This window comes from Tatumella ptyseos, assembly GCF_030552895.1.
Classification (GTDB): domain Bacteria; phylum Pseudomonadota; class Gammaproteobacteria; order Enterobacterales; family Enterobacteriaceae; genus Rosenbergiella; species Rosenbergiella ptyseos_A.
Window position 1 is genome coordinate 1,037,288 of sequence record NZ_CP130649.1, and the last position, 26,825, is coordinate 1,064,112.

Sequence of the window (26,825 nt, forward strand, 5' to 3'; positions counted from 1 at the left end):
TGGAGTGAGTCAAATGCTGTTTCGTTGGCCAATCAGAGTTTACTATGAAGACACTGATGCCGGAGGCGTGGTTTATCATGCAAGCTATATCGCATTTTATGAACGTGCGAGAACAGAGATGTTACGTGCTAAAAAGATTAATCAACAATTTCTGCTCGAAAAACAAGTTGGTTTCGTTGTTCGAAGAATGAATGTGGATTATCGGGCGGCGGCACGTTTAGACGATATGCTTGAGGTGACGACTGAAATCGTCAAAATGACACGCGCTTCTATTACTTTTCTTCAACGTATTGTTAACGCTGAAGGGCAAGTAATTAATGAAGCAGAGGTGTTGATTGCCTGCATTAATTTACACCAGATGAAGCCGATAGCGCTTCCTACGTTTATTGTCGCGGAGTTTACGCAGTGACTGACATGAATATTCTTGATTTGTTCCTAAAGGCTAGCCTTCTGGTCAAATTCATCATGTTGATTTTAATAGCTTTTTCAATTGTGTCTTGGGCTATCATTATTCAACGTACTCGGATTCTCAATGCGGCATCTCGTGAAGTTGTCGAGTTCGAAGAGAAATTTTGGTCTGGTGTTGACCTCTCCAAGTTATACCAAGAAAGTCTCACTCGTCGTGACGAGTTAATGGGGACTGAACAGATCTTCTATTCTGGTTTTAAAGAATTTGCACGCCTGCACAAGATTAATAGTCCTGTTCCGGATGCGGTAGTGGAAGGAGCGACTCGTGCGATGCGTATCTCTACCAACCGTGAGTTGGAAACCTTAGAAGCGCATATTCCTTTCTTAGGGACAGTCGGTTCAATTAGCCCTTACATCGGTCTATTTGGCACCGTTTGGGGGATCATGCATGCGTTTATTTCTCTCGGCGCAGTGAAGCAAGCAACATTACAAATGGTTGCTCCTGGTATCGCTGAAGCGCTTATTGCTACGGCGATTGGTCTTTTCGCGGCGATTCCAGCTGTTATGGCCTATAACCGTCTGAATCAACGCGTGAACAAGCTTGAGCAAGGTTACGACAATTTCGCAGAAGAATTTACTGCCATTTTGCACCGTCAGGCTTATAACAGCGAAATGACTAAGTAATCAGGGGTTAACTCATGGCTAGATCGCGCGGTCGCGGACGTCGTGACTTAAAATCAGAAATTAATATCGTCCCTCTATTGGACGTATTACTGGTTCTATTACTGATATTTATGGCTACGGCGCCAATTATTACGCAAAGCGTTGAAGTTGACTTACCCGATGCGACAGACTCTAAAACGGTTTCAAGCGACGATAACCCACCGGTAATCGTTGAGGTTGCAGGGGTGGGGCAATATAGCATTGTTGTGGATCACAATCGTATGACACAACTCCCTCCTGAACAGGTGGTCAGTGAAGCGCAGCGTCAGTTAGCACAAAATCCTAAAACGGTTTTCCTGATTGGTGGGGCGAAGGAAGTACCGTATGACGAAATTATTAAGGCGCTGAATCTTCTGCACCAAGCAGGGGTAAAATCAGTGGGCTTAATGACACAACCCATTTAATAGTGAATCATATCGGGAATCGTGAGTGTCGAAGTTAACGGAACAAAACGATAAGTTAAAAAGAGCCGTGATCATCTCCATAGCGCTACATGTTGTATTAGTCGCTATACTGATCATCAGCTCAATGAATGAACATATCGAAACAAGCTCTGGCGGTGGTGGCGGCAGCGATATCGATGCCGTGATGGTCGATCCTGGAGCTGTAGTCGAACAATATAACGCGTCAAAGCAGAGTCAGTCCGACACTAAGACCCAACAAGCTAACCAGGCAGCAGCTCAAGCGAAAGCTAAGGCCGCTGAACAGGCTAAAGAAGCCGCAGAACAAGCTAAGCAAGCCAAAGCTGAGGCGGCAGAGCAAGCGAAGCAAGCGGCGGCCCAAGCCAAAGCTGAGGCGGCAGAGCAGGCGAAGCAAGCGGCGGCCCAAGCCAAAGCTGAGGCGGCAGAGCAAGCGAAGCAAGCGGCGGCCCAAGCGAAAGCTGAGGCGGCAGAGCAAGCGAAGCAAGCGGCAGCCCAAGCGAAAGCTGAGGCGGCAGAGCAGGCTAAGCAAGCGGCAGCCCAAGCGAAAGCTGAGGCGGCAGAGCAAGCTAAGCAAGCGGCAGCCCAAGCGAAAGCTGAGGCGACAGAGCAAGCGAAGCAAGCGGCTGCCCAAGCGAAAGCTGACGCGGCAGAGCAAGCGAAGCAAGCGGCTGCCCAAGCGAAAGCTGACGCGGCAGAGCAAGCGAAACAAGCCGCTGCAGAGGCAAAAGCGAAAGCTGCGCAAGAGGCTAAGGCTCAAGCTGCAGCAGAGGCAAAAGCGAAAGCTGCGCAAGAGGCTAAGGCTCAAGCTGCAGCAGAGGCAAAAGCTAAAGCAGCGCAAGAGGCTAAGTCTCAAGCTGCAGCAGAGGCAAAAGCCAAAGCAGCGCAAGAGGCTAAGGCTCAAGCTGCGGCAGAGGCAAAAGCCAAAGCAGCGCAAGAGGCTAAGGCTCAAGCTGCAGCAGAAGCTAAAGCCAAAGCAGCGCAAGAGGCTAAGGCTCAAGCTGCAGCAGAAGCTAAAGCCAAAGCAGCGCAAGAGGCTAAGGCTCAAGCTGCAGCAGAGGCAAAAGCGAAAGCTGCGCAAGAAGCTAAAGCTCAAGCTGCAGCAGAGGCGAAAGCTAAAGCTGCGCAAGAAGCTAAAGAAAAAGCTGATGCAAAAGCTAAAGCTGCTGCCGAAGCTAAAGCAGCTAAAGCCAAGGCCGCGAAAAATGATGCTGCACTTGATGATCTGTTAGGTGGATTATCTTCAGGTAAAAATGCACCGAAATCAGCTGCGAGTGGCGGAGCTTCTGGGGCTGGACACCAGAAGAATGCTGGCGTTTCCAACGCTGCAATCCAGAGCTACTTAGGTCAAGTACAAAGCGCGATTCAGAGTAAATTCTATGACTCTGATAATTACGCGGGCAAACAATGTTCAGTGAGAATTAAGTTGGCACCTGATGGGTTATTGATCTCCGCGGCCTCAGCAGGGGGGGATCCAGCACTGTGTCAAGCCGCACTGACAGCATCGAGGATGGCTCAGATTCCTAAACCGCCGAGCCAAGAGATTTGGGCTCAGGTGAAAGATGCGGTTATTACCTTTAAACCGGGTCAATAAGTTAGCAGTAAAAGGCGATAGCGACAGGGAACGCTGGAGTATCGCATCAACGATCTTCAGATATTGGTAAACCACTTATCGTGAGCTGAGGCTCAGGTATGGGAGATAAAATGAAACAGGCATTACGAGTAACGTTAAGCTTTTTTCTGCTAGTGTGGGCAGCTATCGCACAGGCAGAGGTGCATATAGAAATTACACAGGGTGTCAATACAGCTCGTCCCATCGGTGTTGTGCCTTTCCAATGGAGTGGTGGTGGTTCAGCCCCTGAAGACATCGGTGGTATTGTTGCAGCCGACTTACGCAATAGTGGTAAGTTCAATCCACTGGATCGTTCCCGTCTTCCACAACAACCAACAACTGCCCAAGAAGTACAACCTGCTGCATGGTCAGCATTAGGTATTGATGCAGTGGTGGTTGGGCAGGTTAAAGGTAACCCTGATGGCAGTTACCAAATCAGTTACCAACTAGTTGATACGGCGGGTGCTCCAGGCACAGTTCTTTCACAGAACTCGTATAAAGTTACCAAGCAGTGGTTGCGCTACGCGGCTCATACCGCCAGTGATGAAGTATTCCAAAAATTAACCGGCATTAAAGGTGCTTTCCGTACGCGCATTGCTTATGTCGTGCAAACCAATGGTGGACAATTCCCTTACGAACTGCGGGTATCAGATTATGATGGCTACAACCAAAATGTTGTTCATCGCTCTAGCGAGCCATTGATGTCGCCTGCATGGTCACCAGACGGAAGCAAAGTTGCCTACGTTACCTTTGAAAGTGGACGTTCGGCATTGGTCGTTCAAACCTTATCAAACAGCAGCGTTCGTCAAATAGCGTCTTTCCCACGACATAATGGTGCTCCTGCGTTTTCACCAGATGGGACTAAGCTTGCTTTCGCCCTATCTAAAACAGGTAGCCTAAACCTTTATGTGATGGATTTAAACTCAGGCCAGATTAGTCAAATCACTAATGGCCGTTATAATAGTACTGAACCGACTTGGTTCCCTGATAGTCAGAATATTGCTTACACTTCTGACCAAGGCGGCTTACCGCAAATTTATAAATTAAATATCAACGGTGGAGCACCACAGCGTATTACTTGGCAAGGTGGACAAAACCAAGACGCTGATGTGGCGACCGATGGTAAATCTATGGTGATGGTTAGCACAGCAGGGGGTGCACAACACATCGCTCGACAAGATCTAGAGACAGGAGCAGTGCAAACATTGTCTAGCTCTTATCTGGATGAGACGCCAAGTCTAGCACCTAACGGCACGATGGTGATCTATAGCTCTACGCAGGGTTATGGTTCCGTATTGCAGTTGGTTTCGACCGACGGGCGTTTCAAAGCGCGTCTTCCGACGACTGATGGGCAGGTTAAATTCCCTGCCTGGTCGCCGTATATGTGATGCATGTGTAAATATGTATGGCAAACTATAATAGGATTTTCGAAATGCAATTCAATAAAGTGCTGAAAGGTTTACTGCTGGCTCTGCCAGTGTTAGCGGTTGCTGCATGTTCTTCTCACAAGAACAACAATGACCAATCAGGCTCTACCACTGGTGCGGATAGCGCTTACGGTAATGGCATGTCTGGCAATGGTAGCAACGGCAATATGTCTTCAGATGAGCAAGCTCGTCTGCAGATGCAACAGCTGCAACAAAACAACATTGTTTACTTTGGTCTGGACAAGTACGACATCCTGCCTGAGTTCGCACAGATGTTAGATCAACACGCTAACTTCTTACGTAGCAACCCATCTTATAAAGTGACTATCGAAGGTCACGCGGATGAGCGCGGTACGCCAGAATACAACATCGCTTTAGGCGAACGTCGTGCTAACGCTGTTAAAATGTACCTGCAAGGTAAAGGCGTAGGCGAAGACCAAATGTCAATCGTCTCTTACGGTAAAGAAAAACCTGCAGTCTTAGGTCACGACCAAGCTGCATGGGCGAAAAACCGTCGTGCTGTATTGGTATACTAAGAGAAAACTATGATTAGTAACTTCAGACTTCATACACTGGGTCTGTCGTTACTGATTGGCGTAGCGGCCGTTCCGGCCGCTCATGCCCAGGCGTCAATCAGTAGCGCTGGCTCGGGTTCGACAGAAGACCGTGTCACTACCCTCGAACGAATTTCTAACGCACAATCCCAACTTCTCCAGCAACTGCAACAACAGTTGAACGATACACAAAGTGACATTGATTCACTGCGTGGCGAGATTCAACAAAATAGCTATCAGCTGAATCAAGTGGTTGAGCGGCAAAAGCAACTTTATCAACAAATCGATATCCTAAGTAGCAGTGGGGCGGCTGCCTCTAGCTCAACTTCTGGTTCGAGCGATACTACTCAACAAACCTCTGAGACCGACCAATCTGCTAGCGATACAGCAGGCCAGGTGGGGACCCAGACGGGTGATGTGAATAAAGACTATAATGCGGCGGTCGATTTAGTCTTGAAACAGAATAAGCCTGATGATGCGATGTCGGCATTACAAGCTTGGGTTAAAAAATATCCAGACTCGACCTACCAGCCTAATGCGAATTACTGGTTAGGACAGCTTTACTACAATAAGGGGCAAAAAGATGATGCCGCTTACTATTTTGCAACGGTAGTCAAAAAATACCCTAAATCGCCCAAATCAGCAGAAGCATTGCTGAAGATTGGGACCATTATGAAGGATAAAAATCAGTTGGATAAAGCCAAATCTGTTTGGCAACAGGTGATTCAGCTTTACCCTAATACGCCTTCGGCGAAAGCGGCGCAAAAAGCCTTAGCAGGGTAATGTTAAGATTTTTTCAGCAATTTCTGGCTGAATAGTGTCCGTGTCGCTGTAAAGGTAAGCAACTGATGATTTATTTTGAATTAATGGTTGCGCTGTCTCGGTAAATCAGTAATATATGCCGCCGTTGCCGAGACAAACTTAAACAGTGTTTTTGGCAAGGAAAATCGGGTCGTTAGCTCAGTTGGTAGAGCAGTTGACTTTTAATCAATTGGTCGCAGGTTCGAATCCTGCACGACCCACCACTTAAGTGGGGACTGATTTTCCAGAATGATTTAAGATGGGTCGTTAGCTCAGTTGGTAGAGCAGTTGACTTTTAATCAATTGGTCGCAGGTTCGAATCCTGCACGACCCACCATCTTAATCATCCCTATTCAGGGTCGTTAGCTCAGTTGGTAGAGCAGTTGACTTTTAATCAATTGGTCGCAGGTTCGAATCCTGCACGACCCACCAAATCTAGTAAAAAAGCACCCAGAAGGGTGCTTTTTTCGTTTCTAGGCTCAAACAGCAAATCGTGCTGGATGAGAACCTGCAGCAGGGTCGAGTCGAACGCAGTAAGACATCGTTGCCCTAGGCAACGACCCGCAGGGCGAGCGCAGCGAGTCATCCTGCACGACCGACCAAATCTAGTAAAAAAGCACCCTTCAGGGTGCTTTTTTCGTTTCAAGGTTGCAATAGTTAATCATGCTGGATGAGAACCTGCAGCAGGTTCGAGTCGAACGCAGTGCGACAAGGTTGCCAATGTCAACAACTCGTAGGGCGAGTGTAGTGAGTGCATCCTGCACGACCCACCAAATCTAGTAAATAAGCACCCTCTGGGTGCTTTTTTCGTTTCCAGCCTCCAATAGCAAATCGTGCTGGATGAGAACCTGCAGCAGGGTCGAGTCGAACGCAGTGAGACAACGTTGCTAGGTAACGACCCGAAGGGCGAGCGCAGCGAGTCATCCTGCACGACCCACCAAATCTAGTAAATAAGCACCCTCTGGGTGCTTTTTTCGTTTCCAGCCTCCAATAGCAAATCGTGCTGGATGAGAACCTGCAGCAGGTTCGAGTCGAACGCAGTGAGACAACGTTGCTAGGCAACGACCCGAAGGCCGAGCGCAGCGAGTCATCCTGCACGACCCACTAAATTCTGACATAAGCCAAGTATCTTAAAATAACCGCGCCAATAAATGCTGACGCGTTTTTTTACCCGGATAAAAAAAACTATCTTTGAGGGTTATGCTGATCGGCAGGTAAATTCCCGATGAAAGGGAGTCTTATTTGTAGCGGTGAAACGTTAATTCCAAGATCCATACCCAATAAGTTGAACTCGATTCCTTCTTGTTCACCAATATTAATGCCTAATAGACCGAGTAACGATAATTGCACCCCTTTCCCAGAGGGCGGACGTCCTATTGGATCGCTTAAAGAGCGATAATCCTTACCTATTGCATTGGCCGGCATATTAAGTTGTAGCGCCGGAACCTCACGTCCGATATGAGCAATGAAAGTATTACTATTTGGGCCTGGCCATGCATGATAAGTATGGGGATAAGGATAACTTCGTACCGCGGCTTCAAGACGTGGAATCATGGCTTCAGCGGACTCCCCTTGATGTTCTACCAAGATACGGGGACGTGCACCATACCAATAGCCATCGGCAATAGCATAGTCTCTTCTAATGAGATCGTTACTACGCCAGCCAATGACATCATAACGTGTATAGTGAGTCTCGCCACGACGCTTGACCACCAGCCAAGTGTGCACGGCAAAGTGACCGCGCCAGCCGTAGGTTTTAGCAGCCAAAACAGCGACTACAGCGCTATTTTTTATCGATGCGGGATCAGCTAATAGTCCTGCAGAATCTCGACGTGCAGCAGTCCAACTGTCTCCAGAGGCCGGACGCTCTGTCGCTAAGTCATGAAGGTAGCTGGCGAGTAAAGATAATAGCGCTATGATGACATAGGCGAGTAGGCATCGACGTAACATAATTATGACCACGCTCCCTTGAACGAATAGAGTTAATTAAAGTGTAGGAAGTCATACCGGAAACACAACTTAACTTGCAGAAGCTGAGGAAAATAGAGTAATTAAGAGACAAACCTTTAAGGGTGAGGTATGTTGTTTAGTATACTAAACATGAGGTGCGGCGATGAACTTTTTCAGTATCAACACGTTGTTAGTACATATTCCTTTAGGTAAGCAAGGCTACGATTTGTCATGGATAGAAGCGGTTGGAACCTTGTGTGGTTTGCTATGTATCTGGTTAGCCAGTAAAGAGAAAGTCATTAATTACCTTTTCGGAATTATTAACGTCCTACTATTTGCGGTGATTTTTTACCAAATTCAGCTCTATTCAAGCTTACTTCTGCAAATCTTTTTCTTAGTGGCGAATATCTACGGTTGGTACGCTTGGAGTAGACAAACCTCTTCACAGCAAGCAGAGCTACAAATACGTTGGTTGGGAACTCGTGCACGAGGTGTATGGGTAGCTATCTCATTTGTCGCCATTGCGGTGATGACCATTTTTATCGATACCATTTTTGGCCACTTCGCCCGTTTCACGGTATTGCTTCTTAATTATTGTGGACTTCAGGCTCAACTACCGACACTACAACCCGATGCTTACCCGTTTTGGGATGCCTGTATGACGGTATTATCTGTCGTGGCGATGATTTTTATGACCCGTAAATGGGTAGAAAACTGGATACTCTGGGTCGTGATCAACCTCATTAGTGTTGCAATATTTACTCTACAAGGGGTTTATGCCATGTCGATCGAATACCTGATTCTTACCTTTATTGCGATTAATGGTGTACGCCTCTGGGCAAGTAAAGCCTCGCAGAATGACGGTCCACACAGTTCCTAATTTCTTGAAGGAAAAAGTGGCAATAAGAGTTTGCAGTTTGACAGCGGCACGTTAGAGTATCGCAGGGACAACAGCACACTTATCGTGATGGAATAATAATGAGCTATAAAAACGACGATTTACGGATCACAGAAATTAAAGAACTTTTACCGCCAGTGGCACTATTAGAGAAATTTCCTGCAACTGATCGTGCTGCTGAAACGGTGGCTCAAAGCCGTCAAGCCATTCAGCAGGTCTTGCAGCAACAAGATGATAGATTACTTGTCGTTATCGGCCCTTGCTCGATTCACGACACTACTGCCGCAATGGAGTACGCTCAACGTCTTTTAACCTTACGGGATGAACTGAAAGGTGAGTTAGAGATTGTTATGCGTGTTTATTTCGAGAAGCCACGTACGACTGTTGGGTGGAAGGGGATGATCAATGACCCCTACATGGATGGTAGTTTTGATATTAACGAAGGATTACGGTTAGGCCGTAAGCTACTCCTGGATATCAACGACCTTGGTATGCCGACCGCAGGTGAGTTCCTCGATATGATCACTCCCCAATATTTGGCTGATCTCATGAGCTGGGGGGCGATTGGTGCCCGTACTACTGAATCACAAGTTCACCGTGAGTTAGCCTCCGGTCTCTCCTGTCCGGTTGGTTTCAAAAATGGTACCGACGGTACGATTAAGGTCGCCATTGATGCCATTAATGCCGCTTCTGCTGGGCACTGCTTCTTATCAGTAACTAAATATGGTCACTCAGCCATTGTCGAGACAGCAGGGAATAAAGATTGCCATATTATTCTTCGTGGTGGTAAGACGCCTAACTACAGTGCAGAAGATGTTGCTGCGGTGAAGGCTGGCCTGAGCCAAGCTGGATTATCCCCTCAAGTGATGATCGACTTTAGCCATGCTAACAGCTCCAAGCAATATCAAAAGCAGATGGAGGTTGCGACGGATGTTGCCGGACAAATCGCGCAGGGCGATAAGGCGATTATGGGCGTAATGATTGAAAGCCACTTAGTCGAAGGGAATCAAAGTTTAGAGAGCGGAAAGCCCCTAACCTATGGTCAAAGTGTTACGGATGCTTGCATTGGGTGGCCTGCTACCGAGCAAGTATTAAAACAATTAGCAGAGGCAGTGCGAGCTCGTCGCCAAGCCTAAAAAAAGGCCGGATATTCCGGCCTTTTCAATTTATTTCGCTTTACCTTGGTTGGCGACCGCGGCTGCGCGTGCAGCCACTTCTTCAGCATCACCTAAATAGTAGCGTTTAAGAGGTTTGAAGTTCTCATCAAACTCATAAACCAAAGGCACGCCAGTTGGGATATTGAGTTCTAGAATCTCATCTTCAGAAAGCCCTTCAAGATACTTAACCATTGCGCGTAAAGAGTTACCGTGTGCAGCGATAATCACTTTCTCACCACTTTTGATGCGTGGCAGGATGGTTTCATTCCAATAAGGAATAACGCGCTCAATAGTCGTCGCTAAACTTTCGGTGACTGGCAGTTCTTCAGCGCTCAGTGAGGCATAGCGTGGATCATGACCAGGAAAACGCTCGTCAGAACGCTCTAATTCTGGTGGTGTCACGGCAAAGCCACGACGCCATTGCTTAACTTGCTCGTCACCGTATTTCTCTGCGGTTTCTGCTTTATTCAGACCTTGCAGCGCACCGTAGTGACGTTCGTTCAGACGCCAGCTTTTTTCAACGGGGAGCCAAGCTTGGTCAAGTTCATCGAGCACAGACCACAACGTATGAATCGCGCGTTTCAGAACAGAGGTGTAAGCGAAGTCAAAGGTGAACCCCTCTTCTTTAAGGAGTTTGCCCGCCGCTTGCGCTTCTCCACGTCCTTTTTCAGAAAGGTCAACGTCATACCAACCGGTGAAACGGTTTTCTTGGTTCCACTGGCTTTCGCCGTGGCGGACCAATACAAGCTTAGTTACTGCCATCGTAAAGCTCCTTCAATGATTAATTATTCACTGTAAAAATGGTTCTTATCGCAACAACACCTCGGACAAGAGACACTACTGCCACTACCATAGCGGAAAAGGACGCATCGCGTAAGTCTCTGAACGATTTAGCGATGATATTTTAACCGCTGATAAAGTGGTAGCCGAAGGAAATCCGGCGAACTTCTCCTGCTGGCAACCAACATCCAGCAGGAGGCGTATCATTGGGTGAATCAGGGCGATAGCCAGGTTCTAAAGCAATCCCTTGATAATTCTGGTACTCACCTTGCGGCGAGGGTGTCCCATCAAGATAGTTTCCGGTATAGAGTTGCAATGCGGGCTCGCTGCTAAATAGATTCATTTGTAGCTGACCATCGGCGGAGGTTAAGGTGGCGACCGGTTGTTCGCTGTCTTGAGGGTTTAGCACAAAAGCATGATCATAACCGCCCGTTAGCTGTTGAAAACGATCGGCTAAAAAGTCTTGGGCGAGTGTTTTCGGCGAGCGAAAATCGAAGGCCGTTTCTGTAACAGGCAAACAGTCGCCATCAGGGAGTCCATTAGCATCGACGGGCTGGAAATATGAACTTTGTAGCCTAAGGCTATGCGCTCGAATATCCCCTTGTTGCCCATCGAGATTAAAATAGGCATGGTTGGTCAATGATAACGGGGTGAGAGCATCCGTTTGTGCAATGAAACAGAAATCGAGACGATTATCGTCACTTAATGTTATTGTTAATTCGATATCAAGATTACCGGGAAATCCTTGGTCGCCATCGGCAGAATGTAAATGATAGACCAACGTATTTTCGGTCTGACTAACTTGTTGCCAGCGACGATGACTCAATCCTTCTGGCCCACCGTGAAGTTGATGAGGACCTTGATTCGCCACGACCTGACAATCAATGAGAGACAAGTAAGCATTACGAATACGGTTTGCATAACGCCCCACTGTTGCCCCAAGATAGGCAGATTGCTGTAGGTAACGTTCAGGTGAACCGCAGCTAAGAAGTGCCTCGCGCAAACGACCATCCGCTTGCGGGACCTGTGCACTCAACCAAGTGGCGCCCCAGTCCATAAAACGTACGACCATGCCCTGTGTGTTTCGCAGCTCGGCGCAGTTGAAGGGTTGACCATCGGGGGCAAGAAAGGTTGACGTTAACATGGGCTAGCTCCTTGTGTTGCGTGGCAGAGATAATAAGTCTCTTTAATCCCTGTCGACGCAAAATAGTGGTCGGCCATGGCAGCTTTGACTGCATCAACGTTATGTAAGGGGAGAAGTGCGACGACGCAACCACCGAACCCACCACCGGTCATTCGCGCACCACCTTCCTCACCGATTGCTGTTTGTAGCAGCTCAACTAAACGATCGATCTGAGGCACCGTTATAGCGAAATCATCGCGCATTGAATTATGTGACTCGGCCATTAATTGCCCCATCCGTATTAAGTCACCACGATTCAAGGCCTCTGTTGCTTCTAAGGTCCGCTTATTTTCTGTCAGAATATGGCGGACACGCTTCGCAACGGTTGGTTCCATTTCTGCTTCACGGGCGTAAAAGGTTTCCAAAGTCACCTCACGCAATGATTGTTGGCCAAAAAAGGCAGCACCTTGCTGGCATTGTTCACGTCGTAAATTGTATTCGCTACCAACCAGTGTGCGTCGGAAATTAGAATTCACAATTAAGACTGCGATATCGCTTGGCATTGAAACGGATTGGGTTTCAAGTGACTGGCAATCTAGCAGTAAAGCATGGTTAGCCTGACCCATTGCGGAGATCATTTGATCCATAATACCGCAATTACAGCCTACAAATTGGTTTTCGGCTGCTTGGCCGTTTAACGCAATCTCAACAGGAGTAATGGGTAACTGCCATAAATGTTTGATAGCGGTACCGATGGCAACCTCTAAGGAAGCAGAGGAACTTAAACCGGCCCCTTGTGGCACGTTTCCACTGATCACCATGTCCATTCCTTTGAACTGATCATTAATCTGGCGTAAATGTTTGACTACGCCACGCAGATAATTCGCCCACATCGCAGAGTGGTGAAATTCGATCGGTGCGTCTAAAGAGAATTCGTCTAATTGGTCGTCGTAATCTGCGGCAATCACTCGCACTTTGTTATCTTGACGTTTAGCGCAGCTAATGACGGTTTGGTAATCAATGGCACAAGGCAGCACAAAACCTTGGTTATAATCGGTGTGCTCACCAATCAGATTAACGCGTCCCGGCGCTTGGAAAAAATCGGTTGGTGCATAACCAAAATACTGGTGAAAACGCTGTTCGCAACGTTGTTTAAGTTCAGTGATCATTGTGGAGTCTCTCGAAAATGGCGGTCACTCACAGATCGTAGGCGTTCCGCAGCTTGTTCAGGGGTGAGGTCGCGCTGGACTTCAGCTAACATCTCGTAACCGACCATAAATTTACGCACGGTTGCAGAGCGCAGTAATGGGGGATAAAAGTGGGCATGCAGTTGCCAGTGCGAGGACTCTTCGTCAGTAAAGGGTGCACCATGCCATCCCATCGAGTAGGGAAAAGAGCACTGGAACAGGTTATCGTAGCGGCTGGTTAACTGTTTTAAGGCAAGGGCAAGGTCGTCACGCTGTTCCACAGAGATTTCGGTTAAACGGGCCACTCTAGCCTTAGGTAATAACAAGGTCTCGAAAGGCCAGACCGCCCACCAAGGAACGACGGCGATCCAATGTTCCGTTTCAACGACTAATCGCTCTTTATGCTGCAGCTCTTTCTGAGCATAGTCCCATAACAGCGGGCGCTGATGACGTTGATAATAGTCACGCTGCTGGCGATCTTCGGTTGCAATTTGGTTAGGAATAAAGCTATTAGCCCACACTTGGCCATGAGGATGCGGGTTTGAGCAGCCCATTGCCGCCCCTTTATTCTCGAAAATTTGCACCCAAGGGTAAGTTTTTCCCAACTCAGCCAATTGTGCTTGCCAAACCTGAATCACTTGCTTAATTGATGAAAGGGGTAATTCGGGTAGCGTCTTACTGTGATCAGGTGAGAAGCAAATAACACGGCTAATTCCGCGAGCACTTTCTAATTGAAAGAGTTCATCCTCGCTTTCTGCCGAGGGGGGCGTATCAGGTAATAACGCCGAAAAATCGTTAGTGAAGACGAAAGGTGCATCGTAATCAGGATTGACTTCGCCATTTATCCGCGTGTTTCTCGGGCAAAGGTAACATTCTGGGTCATGTTGCGGTAACTGTTGAGGACTTACTGTCTCCTCAGCACCTTGCCATGGCCGTTTTGCGCGATGGGGAGAAACTAACACCCATTCACCAGTGAGTGGGTTGAACCGACGATGCGGGTGGTCGAGGGGATCAAAGATCTGCATAGTTGTCTCGTCATGATTAAGCCGTAATGAACAAAGCCTAGCATGAATACGCGCCTATTTTTGTGATCGAGTGAGAATTTATGGAAACGTTTACACTCAGATTAAAAAAGCTATGGTGCGGTTATATCTCATAACTTTAAATTTTTCATGTAAACGTTTACATTCAAGTTCAAAGTCATTAAACCGATTAGTGGGTGACTAAGCAGCTCACCTAAAAACTTACACACAAGAGATGAGTGACTTAATTAAAGGTAGAATCAGAGACAGCTTAGAGATGCTGGAACGCAAACAGGCTCGCTGACGTATCAGCTCAGTCAATATTAATTACCACAAATTTTTTGGACCTAACTTATTTTAGGTCCCCTGGTTAAATTCCAATAAGGGCCCACTACCTGAGTAGTGGAAACACTAAGCTAAAGACTCTCTTGAATATAGTCATAACTCCCTTGCTTATTGGCGACGAAGCTTAAGCGGTGAGTGATGCACTGCGGGGCATCCTCAGCATGATGAGAGACAAAGAGTAGTTGCGTGCTGCCTTGTTCGATCAGCATTGAAACAAACTGTTTGATCAGCTGGCGATTCAGGGCATCTAAGCCTTGTAAAGGCTCATCGAGGATAAGGAGTTGCGGGTGTTTAACCAAGGCCCGAACAATCAATACTAATCGTTGTTGCCCCCATGAGAGGTCATGGAAGGGAAGGTTTGCTTGGTCCGCAGTAATACCGATCAATGCTAACCACTCATCAGCCAGAGCCTGCTGGCGGTCGCCGGGAACCTGATAGAGGCCGATTGAATCGAAATAACCAGAGAGGACAACGGTTCGCACTGAGGCGCTGACTCGGTACTCAAGATGGAGGCTGCTACTGACATAACCGATATGTTTCTTAATATCCCATAGCGTCTCACCGCTACCTCGACGAATACCGAATAATGTCAGGTCATTACTGTAGCCTTGTGGATGATCACCTGTGACTAAACTCAGCAGCGTCGATTTGCCTGCACCGTTCGGTCCCGTAATTTGCCAGTGTTCACCGGGGTTTACTTGCCAAGTCAGGTTATCAATAATCACGTTGTCATCCCATGAAACATGGCCTGAAACTAAGCTTATCAATGGCGCAGCAGAGGGGGAGGACTGGGTGGTAGAAGGGATATCGCTTTCAGGAAGTTGTACACCGGATAGTTGTTCAAGATGCTGAAGTTGTGCCACAACATTGTCCGCTAACACTTGCTCACGCAACGCTAAGGGTTGCAGATGACCATCGATCAGTAATCCTACTTGTTCAACGAAAGATGGGATGTCTTCAAAGCGATTTAGCACAAACACTAAGGTCAAACCTTGTCGCTGTAACGCCAATAAAAGTTGCTGCAGCGCTGCCCGGGATTCAACGTCCAAGCCATCAAAGGGTTCGTCAAGAATTAATAGGTCAGGTTTTCCCATTAATGCTTGGCATAACAATACCTTACGGGTTTCTCCTGTCGACAATACCTTAAAGGGGCGATCAAGTAAGGATGCAATACCAAAGCGCTCAGCTAAGGCTTGACAACGTGCAGGTTCATGATGACTCTCTTGGATGACATCACGTGTCAGTTTACCATCACTATTCTCTCCTTCGCTGAAGAGATCACTATTATTACGTTGCCACTCTTGATTGACGAATGCCGAAAGCTGCTCAAAAGAGAGGCGAGTCGGGGAAGTAAAGTGGTTTTCAATAGTCCCTTTAGCCTTGGTGAGTTCACCTTCTAATGCCAGAGCTAACGACGATTTACCGCTGCCATTGGTACCGACTAGGGCAAAACTTTCGCCTTCATTCAAATGGAACGAATCAATTTGCAGTGACCAGTGTTCCCCGCGATGAAACGTACATTGCGAAATGTGCAATATTTTCATGTTCTGTTCCGTATTATGCATTTAGCCTAGTTTTAGCGACCCGTTTAAGGCTTGTCAATCTTTAGGCGGTAAGTCGCTTTGAGTTAAAGGCACAAAAAGCGGTACCCACACTGCTTAAGTCTCGTTAAAATAAGGGTTTTAGATGCTGAGGGCTAAGACTATGCTGGAACTGCTGAAAAGTTTGCTGATGGCGATCATCATGGTACCTGTGCTGATGGCGGTCATTTTGGGGTTAATTTGGGGATTAGGCGAGCTATTCAATTTAATCTCTGGAACCAAAAACGAAAAGAAATCAGCATAATACGATGCCTATGCCAGTAAGGCATAGGCAGAATCTTTATAAGAGCTTAGACTCAATAAACTGCGCGATTGAGGGGGCATCATTACTGCCGATCACAACTTGGCAGCGATCTTTTATTTCTTGTTTTGCTTCCTGCATGGCAACGCCTATCCCCGCAAGCTCTAACATACTCAAATCATTATTATTATCACCGAAGGCAACCACTTGCTCCATAGAGAGATTTTGCGCATTAACCCACTCAGCGAGTCTTTTTCCTTTACTATTTCCCCGCTTAGCAATATCAATTTGATCGGTCCACGACCATTCACAGACCACCTCTGCGCTTGCTTCTACTTGATGAGCGAAACTTTGTAGTTGTGATAAGTCGGCATGGGCTAAGGCAAATTTCCACAAAGGTTCACCACTTTCAATGACCGCTCTTAAATCATCGACTTGACGGAATACTGGGCGTAATGCTGGTGGATAGTTTTCTGCCCAAGCTGTCATACGGATAACATGCGCAGTGGGTTGCTCGTAATACATGGCGTCACCCGCATAAAGTAATCCTTTGATATCAGCTTGGCGTAAAGCATCGATAACAATCTCAGTATCTTTTGCTGGCAGGGGATCACTATTTATCACTGAATTTGTCTGGTAATCGTAAGAGTAAGTCCCATTACAGCAGATGACGGGGTCTGTCAGGGCTAGGGTCTGGTAAATAGGATGAATTGCGCTATGGTGACGTCCTGTCACAATTAATACTCGGTAGCCTGCTGCTTTTGCTCGAGTGAGTGCGTCAATTGACTCTGGAAGCACCTGTTTCTGGCTGGTTAAGAGAGTTCCATCTAAATCTAATGCGATAACTCGATAATCCATAATAACGTCACCTAATTGTATGATGTCTAAAAAAAGTCTACACCCTAATTGAGCGAAGCAGCAAATCCCGCACAAAATCACTGTTACAATTATAGAATTGGTGCAAACTAGATCTAACAAAAGTTAAGGAGAGCGCATGAAACAAGTTATTTATACTGCTAGCCCAGAAAGTGAAGAGATCCATGTATGGCAACTGTCTGAACAGGGAGAACTGTCTTTACTGCAAACGGTTAATGCACCTGGACAACCGCAGCCCTTGGCTATCAACCCTCGCCAGCAAGTTTTGTACGCAGGAGTAAAGCCTGATTTTCGTGTAGCAGCCTGGAAAATTGGTGAAACGGGATCACTTTCTTGGTTAGGCGAAGCTGCGCTGCCAGGAAGTGCGACCTACCTTGCTACGGACCGAGAGGGAGAGGCGCTCTATGTTGGCTATTATCATGATGGTTTCGTTAGTTACGGTAAGTTGGGTGCTGAAGGCGAACCTAGCTCGCCATCACAAGTTTTGAAAGGGTTAGACGGTTGTCACTCTGCCAATATCAATCTGGCCAATGACAAGCTTTATGTTCCCGCGTTAAAACAAGATCGAATTTGCGTCTACCCTCTGCGGGACGACAAAAGCTTAGATAATGCTAAGGTTTCGCAAATTGCGTCCGCGCCAGGGGCTGGCCCACGACATATGGCTTTTCATCCCCAAGGTCAATTTGCTTACATCATCAATGAACTCGATAGTACGGTGATGGTGGTTGCTTTAGGTCAAGGTAACGACCAAGTCGTGCAGACTTTGCCGACTCAACCCGACGATTTCACGGGCACGCCATGGGCTGCTGATATTCATCTTACTCCGGATGGTAAGTTCCTCTATACCTGTGATCGTACCAGTAGTTTGCTGACTATCTTCGCAGTCTCTGCGCAAGGTGATTCATTAACGTTAGTAGGCTTCCACCCGACAGAAACTCAACCGCGTGGTTTCACTCTGGATAAAGCAGGACAATTTTTAATCGCAACAGGCCAGAAATCTCACCATGTTGCGGTGTATCGTATTGACCCGCAAAGTGGAAAGTTAACCGATTTAGGCCGTTATGCGGCAGGTCAGGGACCAATGTGGGCAATCGCCCACACCCCTGAGTAAAGTAAAAAGTGCCACTTCTGTGGCACTTTTTTTGGCTGCTGACGATAAAGGCAGTTAAGCGCCAACGTAGGGGATCATTCGCATCAACTACTGAAATAGCACCTCTTGATCAACGGCAGCCGCAATAGCTGCCATCAGTTGTTCAAGCTGCGGTTTGGAAATGAGATAAGGGGGCATGAGGTAAATCAATTTACCAAAGGGCCTGATCCATACACCCGCTTCCACGAAGAACGCCTGAATTTCCGCCATCGCCACCGCGCGGTGACACTCCACCACCCCGATAGCGCCTAATACCCTGACATCTTTTACGTTTGGGTGATGGATTAGAGGGCCGAGGCCAGCGTTCAACTGCTCTGTTATGCTTTTAACCTGTTGTTGCCACGCACCTTCGCGTAAGATTTTTAAACTCTCTGTAGCCACCGCGCAGGCGAGAGGATTGCCCATAAAGGTTGGGCCATGCATAAAACAACCCGCCGGGCTACGACTAATACCTTCAGCAACACGATCAGTCGTCAGCGTCGCCGCGAGCGTCATCGTGCCACCTGTCAGGCCTTTCCCTACACAGAGAATGTCTGGAGAAATAGAGGCGTGTTCACAGGCAAACATCTTACCCGTCCGTCCAAAACCGGTAGCAATTTCATCAGCAATCAATAGCACATCATACTGGTCGCAGAGTTCCCGAACACGTTTAAGAAGTTCTGGATGGTAAAAACGCATCCCTCCGGCGCCTTGTACGATAGGTTCCAGGATCACGGCAGCTAAGCTCTGATGGTGTTCAGCAAAAGCGGAGCGAAGCGCATCGGCCTCACTTTCAACCCATGTTTGGTCAAAAGTACAATGTGGAACCGGCACAAATACGTGCTCCGGTAAGTAACCTTGCCACAGGGAGTGCATCGAATTTTCGGGATCACATACTGACATCGCTGCATAGGTATCACCGTGATAACCGCCCCGTAACGTTAGAAATTTCTGTTTACTTTGCGAAGTACCACTCCAATATTGCACCGCCATTTTCATCGCGACTTCGACCGCAACTGATCCTGAATCGGCTAAAAAAACTTTTGTTAAACCGGCTGGTGCTATCTCCAATAACGCGCGGCCTAGTGCTACCGCCGGGCCATGGGTTAAGCCTCCAAACATCACGTGAGACATTTTAGAAATTTGCTCGGTCATCGCGAGATTTAATCGTGGATGGTTATAGCCATGAATAGCGGCCCACCATGAAGACATCCCCTCGACTAACTCTTGTCCGGTTTCAAGAGTGATGCAGCAGCCCTGAGCAGAGGCAACGGGATAGCATGGCAGAGGATCGAGCATCGAGGTGTAGGGATGCCAAAGATGATTACGATCGAATTCACTGTCTTCTGTCGGGAACATAATTGTTGTAAACTGTTTCTGATAAATTTAGTTTACAAGTATAACCACAATAACCAGATGTTTAAAGTTATGGAGCAAGCCATGTCACAACGTTGGACACGTCAGCAAGTTACTGAACTGTTTGAGATGCCTTTTTTGGAACTTATGTTTAAGGCCCAGCAGATCCATCGTGAAAATTTCGATCCTGCCAAAGTGCAAGTCAGTACTTTACTCTCGATTAAAACGGGCGCATGTCCCGAGGATTGTAAATATTGCCCGCAAAGTGCACGGTATAAGACCGGTTTAGAATCTGAAAAATTAATGGAAGTTGAAGAAGTCCTAACGTCTGCCCGCAAAGCTAAAGCCGCAGGATCAGGGCGATTCTGTATGGGCGCAGCGTGGAAAAACCCACATGCGCGTGACATGCCTTATTTGAAAAAAATGGTCGAAGGCGTCAAGGCAATGGGCCTTGAGACCTGCATGACACTTGGGACGCTCTCTCCTGACCAAGCTGATGAGTTAGCCACCGCTGGATTAGATTATTACAACCACAATTTAGACACCTCACCTGAATTTTACGGCAACATTATTACCACGCGTAGTTATCAAGAACGTCTGGATACGCTGTCGCATGTCCGTGGGGCGGGTATTAAGGTCTGTTCGGGTGGGATTGTTGGGTTAGGTGAGACTATTGGCGATCGTGCCGGACTTTTGATGCAGTTAGCGAATCTTCCTACTCCTCCAGAAAGTGTTCCCGTCAATATGTTAGTCAAAGTGAAGGGAACGCCACTGGCTGATAACGACGACGTCGATCCCTTCGATTTTATCCGTACCATCGCCGTTGCAAGGATATTAATGCCAAGTTCCTATGTGCGGCTTTCTGCCGGGCGTGAGCAGATGAGTGAACAAACTCAGGCGATGTGTTTTATGGCGGGTGCGAACTCAATTTTCTACGGTTGTAAATTACTGACCACAGAAAATCCAGAAGAAGATAGCGATGTACAACTTTTCCGTAAGCTTGGATTAAAACCGGCACATGCCCATACGGAGTTAGGGGTGGAGTCTGAATCTGAAATGCTGCATCAGCAGATCACCAATGCGGATACATCACTCTTCTATAACGCGGCCGTCTAATGTCTTGGCAACAACGTATCGAAAGCGCTTTACACCAACGCCAGCAGCAAGGATTGCTGCGGCGGCGGTTAGCGGTCACGGTTGCCCCGCAGGCTAACCTTACTCATAACGGTCAACACTTCACCCATTTTTCCAGTAATGACTATTTAGGACTAAGCCATCATCCTGCAGTGATTGATGCGTGGTGTAAAGGGGCGCAGCAGTGGGGGACGGGCGCAGGAGCTTCAGGGCATGTTACCGGGTACTCACCTTGCCATCAACAGCTTGAGCAAACGCTAGCCGAGTGGCTAGGCTTTCCACAAGCTATACTCTTTAGCTCAGGGTTCGCGGCAAACCAAGCGTTAATTTTCGCTCTTGCCGAGTCCAGTGATACGCTTATCGCTGATAAACTAATGCATGCTTCGTTACAGGAAGCGGCGGCGCTATCTCCAGCCCGTTATCGCCGTTTCCCTCATAACTCGTTAGATGGCCTTGCGCGGCAATTAGAGGCGACCGATACGCAGAACCGGCTGGTGATTACCGAAGGCGTTTTCAGCATGGATGGCGATCAAGCTCCCTTAGCTGCGATCAGTAAAATGTGTCGCGAACACCAAGCCTGGTTAATGGTCGATGATGCTCATGGTGTTGGGGTGCTGGGTGATGAGGGACGTGGCAGTTGCGCACAGCAGCAGATTAAACCCGATATATTGATAGTGACCTTCGGTAAGGCCCTTGGAGTGAGTGGTGCAGCCATTCTCTGTTCGGAAGCGGTGGCGGCGTACTTGGAACAGTCTGCTCGTCATCTCATTTATAGTACAGCATTGCCTGCGGCGCAGGCCGCTGCCGTCATGGCAAGCATTGAAATACTTCGTCAGCAACCAGAATACCGAGTAAAACTGGCCCAAAACATTAGCGATTTTCGTAACTTATGTACGCAGAAAGGGATAACGCTGACCGATTCAATGACCGCGATTCAGCCAGTGATTATCGGTGATAACCATCGAGCTCTGGAGGTAGCCCACAGCCTTCAATCCGCGGGGCATTGGGTGCAAGCGATTCGTCCACCAACGGTACCCGTGGGGAGCGCTCGTCTAAGAATTACCCTGAGTGCCGCACACAGTACCGATCAGATTACCCGTTTGGTTGAGGCCTTGCATCGTGTCCTCTAATTCCTGTATTCAAGTCGATAAAAAGGCGCTCGCGCGAGCATTTGGCCGCGCCGCGAAACAGTATGACCATTTCGCCGCTTTTCAACGTACTGTCGGCGAGCAATTGATGGCGCACTGCGACTGGCATACCCCTGGTTTATTGGTGGATGCTGGAGCGGGTTCAGGTTGGTTCAGTCGTTATTTTCGCGAGCAAGGTCACTGTGTGACGGCCTTCGATCTTTCCCGCGGAATGCTTCAACAGGCAGCGCAGCAACACTCGGCTGATCACTATGTATGTGGTGATCTTGAGGCTTTCCCCTTTCATTCGCAAAGTGTGGATTACTTATGGAGTAACCTCGCGCTACAGTGGTGCAGCGATTTCCAACAAACCCTGCAGCAGTTGCAACGTTCACTGACTGCCGAAGGTAAACTTGCCGTCTCGACCTTAGCTGCTGGCTCTTTACCAGAAATTGAACAGGTTTGGCAGCAGATGGGGCGCTCAGCACCGATCAATCGTTGGTCCAGTGCTGAATCACTGCTTAACGCTACCGAGTCTCTAGGCCTTCGTGCTTGGCAAGCGCCTATCGTCTGTCATTTTTCATCGCCCCTCGATGCCCTCTGGTCGTTAAAAGGTATCGGTGCATCACACTTGCATGCTGGTCGCCAGTCAGGGCTCGGCGGACGTGAATTCTTCACCCAGCTGGCTGAACACTGGCCGCGAGACGATAAAGGTTACCGTCTCACCTATCACATCGTTTTTGGAGTTACCCGATGAGTCACACTTATTTCTTAACCGGAACCGATACGGATGTTGGCAAAACCCTCGTCTCGGCCGCACTCCTGCAAGCTGCGGGACGCGCGGGTTATACCACCGCAGGTTATAAACCTGTTGCATCAGGCTCTGAATGGACATCAGAGGGGTTACGCAATCGTGATGCGTTGATTTTACAACGGTACAGTAATGTTGACTTGCCTTATGCTTTGGTAAACCCCTTAACCTTTGAACAACCGACTTCTCCGCATATCGCGAGCCAACGAGAAGGCCAATCGATTAGCTTCCCGCGAATCGATGAGGGCTTATCTGCATTACAAGCTCAGGCGGATTGGGTACTCGTTGAGGGAGCAGGTGGGTGGTTTACTCCGTTATCTGCAGAGCAACATTACGGGGAATGGGTGATTGCGCAGCAACTGCCGGTGATTTTAGTCGTGGGAATGAAATTAGGCTGCATAAATCACGCATTGTTAACGCAAGCTGCTATTCAGCAAACTGGGCTGAGGTTAGTCGGCTGGGTAGCGAATAGTCTGAGTGCGGAACCGCATGAATATGATGCCTATCGCGATTATCTAATTGCTCAGATTAAGGCGCCTTTACTGGGTGAAATCCCGTTCCTCAGCGATGCGAATCAATTGGATAACATTGGGCACTCTCTTACATTACCCGCGTCAATGCCTTAGTACCCCACTCCACCGCGCCGCTGAAGCGCATTAAATCGGCGGCCGTCCCCGACATAATACTTCGACCATGATGAAGCAGGGTAAAGTTGTCGGCAACCCGCTTCACAAAGTCTAGATTCTTATCCATCAGTAACACGCTAATATTATGTTCCTTAGTCAGCGCGGTGATAATCGCTACAAGGTGATCGGCTTCCTCAACCGCTAATCCTTCAGAAGGTTCATCCAGTAAAATTAACTTAGGATAGGTGATCACGGCTCGGGCTAGCGCCAATTGATATTGTAAGCCTTTCGCTAGCGTCCCGCTACGGTGATGGCGCTCGGCGAGAAGAGCAGGGAAAAGCTCACTGATTATCGAGGGTAAAGTGATAGGTAAGCTTCTTGTATAGACAGCTTTCAACGCTATCAATAAATTTTCCTCAACACTAAGTTGTGAGAATATCGGACTTCCTTGCGGAACATAAGTAATGCCCAATTGCGAACGATGCTGACTGGGAAGCGATATTAAACTGCAGGGGAGGGAGTTCTGGGGGTGCCACGTCATTTCACCACTCATGATGGGTAAAAATCCCAGAATACAATGAAACAGGGTTGTCTTGCCGGTACCTTGTTGTCCAATAATGGCTGAGCAACTATTTTGACTCACTTCAAGATTGATATCCCAGAGCGTATGGTGGTCGTCGTAGGCTTGATTGATCTCTCGTAATTGAAGCATGGTGTCATCTCCCAATCCATTAGCAAGCTATGTAATAAAGATGTTAAGCAAAAAACGCGCCAGTTTTTTATAAGGTTAAGCATCATGGTTGAGTGAAGTGGTTGTAGGTTGAGAACAAAAGAGATGTACTTAATTGGTGCATAACGACTCATTTAATGGCAATTATTTCTCACACTCACTATTGACTTTCCCCGTTCTATTAAGGTTTTTTGAATCTTTTACTGAGAATTTATCAAAGTAAAAAAATGCCATCATTGAAAAAAAAATTTTTTTACAGGGTTGTCATCTTTCTGAAAAATTATACACAGCCCACCGTTACTGGGCTGTCAGGAGTTATCCACCATTCCTGTGGATAACCATGTGTATTACCCTCTGAAAACAGGGGCTAGCCACTGAATAATGCGGCTTGGCATTGGAGTGGTTGTAAACTACACTTATTTTTATATAAATTTAAAATCAATATGTTACGCAAAAGCAATAGCGTAGCGGGTAGCTAACGAGCCACGCCGCGAACTTAATGACAAATGCTTGACAAAAATAAATTAGCTAAAGCTGTCGGTGGATAACCCTAAAAGAAGATTGACTGGCTGATTTTTATTCAGCTTCAGATAATCATAGCGATAATAGTGCCAATTAGCTGGATATCTATCCAGTAAAATCTGTACTTCTGAGAGCTAAGTAGTAAAATTACCCCTCATCCTGATACTGACTAACCGGAACCAATGATTATGAGTAAAGTTTTTACCTTACACTCGGAATTTAAGCCTTCTGGTGATCAGCCTGAAGCGATAAAAAAATTAGAAGAAGGGCTGGACGATGGTTTAGCCCATCAAACCTTACTTGGCGTGACGGGGTCCGGGAAAACCTTTACCATCGCTAATGTTATTGCCGATTCAAACCGTCCAACAATGATAATGGCGCCGAATAAAACTTTGGCGGCGCAGCTGTACGGTGAAATGAAAGCTTTTTTCCCTGAAAATGCGGTAGAGTATTTCGTGTCTTACTATGATTACTACCAGCCTGAGGCTTATGTACCCAGCTCAGACACCTTCATCGAGAAAGATGCTTCAGTCAATGAACATATTGAGCAGATGCGTCTCTCAGCGACCAAAGCCCTGCTTGAACGCAAAGATGTCATCGTCGTCGCCTCGGTTTCTGCCATTTATGGACTGGGTGATCCCGACGCTTATCTAAAAATGATGCTGCATCTCACTCGTGGCATGATTATTGATCAACGTAGCATTTTGCGCCGACTGTCAGAGTTGCAATACACTCGCAATGATCAAGCTTTTCAGCGTGCCACCTTCCGTGTGCGCGGCGATGTCATTGATATCTTCCCTGCAGAGTCAGACGATTTGGCGCTGCGCGTCGAATTATTTGATGAAGAAGTTGAAAAGCTCTCTCTTTTCGACCCCCTAACTGGGCAAATAGAGCAATCAGTGGCACGCTTCACTATCTATCCTAAAACACACTATGTCACCCCGCGTGAGCGAATACTGCAAGCGATGGAAGAGATCAAAGTTGAGTTAGCCGATCGTAAGAAAGTGCTATTAGAAAATAACAAGTTACTTGAAGAGCAGCGGATCACTCAACGTACGCAATTTGATCTGGAAATGATGAATGAATTGGGTTACTGCTCGGGTATTGAAAACTATTCTCGCTATCTCTCTGGGCGGGGACCGGGTCAAGCTCCGCCAACCTTATTCGATTATCTTCCTGCTGATGGGTTATTAGTGGTAGACGAATCGCACGTGACCATCCCGCAAATTGGCGGAATGTATAAAGGCGACCGTGCCCGTAAAGAAAACCTTGTTGAATATGGCTTCCGATTACCCTCTGCGTTAGACAACCGCCCGATGAAGTTTGAAGAATTCGAAGCGTTGGCGCCGCAAACCATTTACGTCTCAGCAACGCCTGGTAAATACGAGTTAGAAAAATCAGGTGATGAAGTAATTGATCAAGTGGTTCGTCCAACAGGGCTGTTGGACCCGATATTGGAAATTAGGCCGGTTGCAACACAGGTCGATGATCTCCTCTCGGAAATTCGTCAACGTGTTGAAATTAACGAAAGGGTGCTAGTTACCGTACTGACTAAACGTATGGCAGAGGACCTGACCGAATATCTCGAAGAACATGGTGAGAAAGTCCGCTATCTGCACTCAGATATTGATACAGTCGAGCGTATGGAAATCATTCGTGACCTACGCTTGGGTAAATTTGATGTATTAGTCGGCATCAACTTACTCCGAGAAGGCCTCGATATGCCAGAAGTTTCATTAGTGGCGATTTTAGATGCGGATAAAGAAGGATTTCTCCGATCTGACAGGTCGTTGATTCAGACTATAGGACGGGCGGCTCGCAACGTGAGCGGCAAAGCTATCCTCTATGCGGATAAAATCACGCCATCTATGGCTCGTGCGATAGAAGAGACTGAGCGTCGTCGTGAGAAGCAAGAAGCTTGGAATAAAGAGCATGGTATTACGCCAACCAAGTTGAATAAGAAAATCACGGATATTCTTGAGATTGGCGGTGCGTCTGTTTCGGGTAAAAAAGCCAGCCCATCGAAGGGCGATATTGAGTTGAAAGCAGCGGAAACTGCTGCAGAATATTCATTAATGACCGCGCCAGAGTTACAGAAGAAAATTTCGGAATATGAGCGGACGATGCAGAAACATGCACAAAACCTCGAGTTCGAAGAGGCTGCTCGTTTACGTGATGAATTACATCAACTTCGCGATCTATTACTTATTGCTATGTAATAAATTGCCTGCAGCATGTCATGCTTAGTGTAGCGTGCTGCAGTGAT

Annotated in this window: 25 protein-coding genes, 3 tRNA genes and 4 other RNA genes; 23 read left to right on the forward strand and 9 right to left on the reverse strand. The window is 47.4% G+C overall.

The genetic code is table 11. The features are described 5' to 3' along the window. The first annotated feature begins 13 nt into the window (after positions 1-13). The 14 genes from ybgC to QJR74_RS05085 all read left to right on the forward strand — a co-directional run bounded on the left by ybgC (position 14) and on the right by QJR74_RS05085 (position 7,051). A complete protein-coding gene (gene ybgC, locus QJR74_RS05020) occupies positions 14-409 on the forward strand; it encodes a tol-pal system-associated acyl-CoA thioesterase (RefSeq protein WP_441007629.1) in 396 nt (131 codons plus the stop codon). Next, on the forward strand, positions 406-1,092 hold the full coding sequence (gene tolQ, locus QJR74_RS05025) for a Tol-Pal system protein TolQ (protein WP_048911805.1): 687 nt from the start codon (positions 406-408) through the stop codon (positions 1,090-1,092). Before ybgC ends, tolQ begins: the two co-directional genes overlap by 4 nt. A 14-nt stretch (positions 1,093-1,106) precedes the next feature. Continuing rightward, positions 1,107-1,535, forward strand: a complete 429-nt coding sequence (tolR, locus tag QJR74_RS05030) for a colicin uptake protein TolR (protein WP_304373483.1) — start codon at positions 1,107-1,109, stop codon at positions 1,533-1,535. A 25-nt stretch (positions 1,536-1,560) separates the two neighbouring features. Continuing rightward, a complete protein-coding gene (gene tolA, locus QJR74_RS05035) occupies positions 1,561-3,144 on the forward strand; it encodes a cell envelope integrity protein TolA (RefSeq protein WP_304373484.1) in 1,584 nt (527 codons plus the stop codon). A 110-nt stretch (positions 3,145-3,254) separates the two neighbouring features. Next, positions 3,255-4,550, forward strand: a complete 1,296-nt coding sequence (gene tolB, locus QJR74_RS05040) for a Tol-Pal system beta propeller repeat protein TolB (protein ID WP_304373485.1) — start codon at positions 3,255-3,257, stop codon at positions 4,548-4,550. A 44-nt stretch (positions 4,551-4,594) separates the two neighbouring features. Continuing rightward, positions 4,595-5,125, forward strand: coding sequence for a peptidoglycan-associated lipoprotein Pal (gene pal, locus QJR74_RS05045; protein WP_048911808.1), 531 nt, complete (start codon positions 4,595-4,597; stop codon positions 5,123-5,125). 9 nt (positions 5,126-5,134) lie between these two features. Then, entirely contained in the window at positions 5,135-5,926 is a 792-nt protein-coding gene (cpoB, locus tag QJR74_RS05050; RefSeq protein WP_304373486.1) for a cell division protein CpoB, read from the forward strand. Between the two features lie 166 nt (positions 5,927-6,092). Then, positions 6,093-6,168, forward strand: a tRNA-Lys gene (locus QJR74_RS05055). A gap of 37 nt (positions 6,169-6,205) precedes the next feature. Continuing rightward, a tRNA-Lys gene (locus QJR74_RS05060) sits at positions 6,206-6,281 on the forward strand. Positions 6,282-6,300: 19 nt separating this feature from the next. Beyond that, positions 6,301-6,376: transfer RNA gene (locus tag QJR74_RS05065), tRNA-Lys, on the forward strand. A gap of 47 nt (positions 6,377-6,423) precedes the next feature. Then, positions 6,424-6,546: non-coding RNA, RtT sRNA (locus QJR74_RS05070), on the forward strand. A gap of 47 nt (positions 6,547-6,593) precedes the next feature. Then, positions 6,594-6,717: non-coding RNA, RtT sRNA (locus QJR74_RS05075), on the forward strand. Between the two features lie 46 nt (positions 6,718-6,763). Next, positions 6,764-6,884: non-coding RNA, RtT sRNA (locus QJR74_RS05080), on the forward strand. 46 nt (positions 6,885-6,930) lie between these two features. After that, a non-coding RNA gene (locus tag QJR74_RS05085) (RtT sRNA) lies at positions 6,931-7,051 on the forward strand. Between the two features lie 78 nt (positions 7,052-7,129). On the opposite strand, the gene QJR74_RS05090 is transcribed toward QJR74_RS05085, so the two are convergent. Next, the gene (locus QJR74_RS05090; protein WP_304373965.1) at positions 7,130-7,900 is read right to left on the reverse strand and encodes a DUF3750 domain-containing protein; all 771 of its coding nucleotides are present in this window, start codon (positions 7,898-7,900) and stop codon (positions 7,130-7,132) included. A 157-nt stretch (positions 7,901-8,057) separates the two neighbouring features. On the opposite strand from QJR74_RS05090, the gene pnuC reads away from it, so the two are divergent. Next, entirely contained in the window at positions 8,058-8,774 is a 717-nt protein-coding gene (gene pnuC / locus QJR74_RS05095) for a nicotinamide riboside transporter PnuC (protein WP_304373487.1), read from the forward strand. A gap of 98 nt (positions 8,775-8,872) precedes the next feature. Beyond that, on the forward strand, positions 8,873-9,928 hold the full coding sequence (gene aroG, locus QJR74_RS05100; RefSeq protein WP_304373488.1) for a 3-deoxy-7-phosphoheptulonate synthase AroG: 1,056 nt from the start codon (positions 8,873-8,875) through the stop codon (positions 9,926-9,928). A gap of 30 nt (positions 9,929-9,958) precedes the next feature. On the opposite strand, the gene gpmA is transcribed toward aroG, so the two are convergent. The 5 genes from gpmA to modF all read right to left on the reverse strand — a co-directional run bounded on the left by gpmA (position 9,959) and on the right by modF (position 15,950). After that, positions 9,959-10,711 carry a 2,3-diphosphoglycerate-dependent phosphoglycerate mutase gene (gpmA, locus tag QJR74_RS05105; protein WP_304373489.1) on the reverse strand — a complete coding sequence of 251 codons (753 nt, stop codon included), beginning with the start codon at positions 10,709-10,711 and terminating at the stop codon, positions 9,959-9,961. 142 nt (positions 10,712-10,853) lie between these two features. After that, on the reverse strand, positions 10,854-11,873 hold the full coding sequence (locus tag QJR74_RS05110) for a galactose-1-epimerase (RefSeq protein ID WP_304373490.1): 1,020 nt from the start codon (positions 11,871-11,873) through the stop codon (positions 10,854-10,856). Continuing rightward, on the reverse strand, positions 11,867-13,021 hold the full coding sequence (gene galK, locus QJR74_RS05115) for a galactokinase (RefSeq protein ID WP_441007630.1): 1,155 nt from the start codon (positions 13,019-13,021) through the stop codon (positions 11,867-11,869). Before galK ends, QJR74_RS05110 begins: the two co-directional genes overlap by 7 nt. Beyond that, positions 13,018-14,064, reverse strand: a complete 1,047-nt coding sequence (locus tag QJR74_RS05120; protein WP_304373491.1) for a UDP-glucose--hexose-1-phosphate uridylyltransferase — start codon at positions 14,062-14,064, stop codon at positions 13,018-13,020. Before QJR74_RS05120 ends, galK begins: the two co-directional genes overlap by 4 nt. Before the next feature lie 413 nt (positions 14,065-14,477). Continuing rightward, entirely contained in the window at positions 14,478-15,950 is a 1,473-nt protein-coding gene (modF, locus tag QJR74_RS05125) for a molybdate ABC transporter ATP-binding protein ModF (protein WP_304373492.1), read from the reverse strand. 160 nt (positions 15,951-16,110) lie between these two features. Between modF and QJR74_RS05130 the strand changes: the two genes are divergently transcribed. After that, a complete protein-coding gene (locus tag QJR74_RS05130) occupies positions 16,111-16,251 on the forward strand; it encodes an AcrZ family multidrug efflux pump-associated protein (protein ID WP_304373493.1) in 141 nt (46 codons plus the stop codon). A 36-nt stretch (positions 16,252-16,287) separates the two neighbouring features. On the opposite strand, the gene QJR74_RS05135 is transcribed toward QJR74_RS05130, so the two are convergent. Next, entirely contained in the window at positions 16,288-17,106 is an 819-nt protein-coding gene (locus QJR74_RS05135) for a pyridoxal phosphatase (protein ID WP_304373494.1), read from the reverse strand. 136 nt (positions 17,107-17,242) lie between these two features. On the opposite strand from QJR74_RS05135, the gene pgl reads away from it, so the two are divergent. Then, positions 17,243-18,235, forward strand: a complete 993-nt coding sequence (pgl, locus tag QJR74_RS05140) for a 6-phosphogluconolactonase (protein WP_304373495.1) — start codon at positions 17,243-17,245, stop codon at positions 18,233-18,235. Between the two features lie 87 nt (positions 18,236-18,322). On the opposite strand, the gene bioA is transcribed toward pgl, so the two are convergent. Further along, on the reverse strand, positions 18,323-19,612 hold the full coding sequence (gene bioA, locus QJR74_RS05145; RefSeq protein WP_304373496.1) for an adenosylmethionine--8-amino-7-oxononanoate transaminase: 1,290 nt from the start codon (positions 19,610-19,612) through the stop codon (positions 18,323-18,325). An 81-nt stretch (positions 19,613-19,693) separates the two neighbouring features. Between bioA and bioB the strand changes: the two genes are divergently transcribed. Genes bioB through bioD form a run of 4 tightly spaced genes read left to right on the forward strand, consistent with a single transcriptional unit; the run spans position 19,694 to position 23,307 of the window. Then, positions 19,694-20,725 carry a biotin synthase BioB gene (gene bioB, locus QJR74_RS05150; RefSeq protein ID WP_304373497.1) on the forward strand — a complete coding sequence of 344 codons (1,032 nt, stop codon included), beginning with the start codon at positions 19,694-19,696 and terminating at the stop codon, positions 20,723-20,725. After that, entirely contained in the window at positions 20,725-21,873 is a 1,149-nt protein-coding gene (gene bioF / locus QJR74_RS05155) for an 8-amino-7-oxononanoate synthase (RefSeq protein WP_304373498.1), read from the forward strand. Before bioB ends, bioF begins: the two co-directional genes overlap by 1 nt. Then, entirely contained in the window at positions 21,863-22,627 is a 765-nt protein-coding gene (gene bioC / locus QJR74_RS05160) for a malonyl-ACP O-methyltransferase BioC (RefSeq protein ID WP_304373499.1), read from the forward strand. The genes bioF and bioC overlap by 11 nt, the downstream gene beginning before the upstream one ends. Next, the gene (bioD, locus tag QJR74_RS05165; RefSeq protein ID WP_304373500.1) at positions 22,624-23,307 is read left to right on the forward strand and encodes a dethiobiotin synthase; all 684 of its coding nucleotides are present in this window, start codon (positions 22,624-22,626) and stop codon (positions 23,305-23,307) included. Before bioC ends, bioD begins: the two co-directional genes overlap by 4 nt. Here the strand turns inward: bioD and QJR74_RS05170 are convergent. Beyond that, on the reverse strand, positions 23,282-24,019 hold the full coding sequence (locus QJR74_RS05170; RefSeq protein WP_304373501.1) for an ATP-binding cassette domain-containing protein: 738 nt from the start codon (positions 24,017-24,019) through the stop codon (positions 23,282-23,284). The genes bioD and QJR74_RS05170 overlap by 26 nt on opposite strands. Positions 24,020-24,747: 728 nt before the next feature. Here QJR74_RS05170 and uvrB point away from each other — a divergent pair. After that, entirely contained in the window at positions 24,748-26,778 is a 2,031-nt protein-coding gene (uvrB, locus tag QJR74_RS05175) for an excinuclease ABC subunit UvrB (RefSeq protein ID WP_304373502.1), read from the forward strand. The last annotated feature ends 47 nt before the right edge of the window (positions 26,779-26,825 follow it).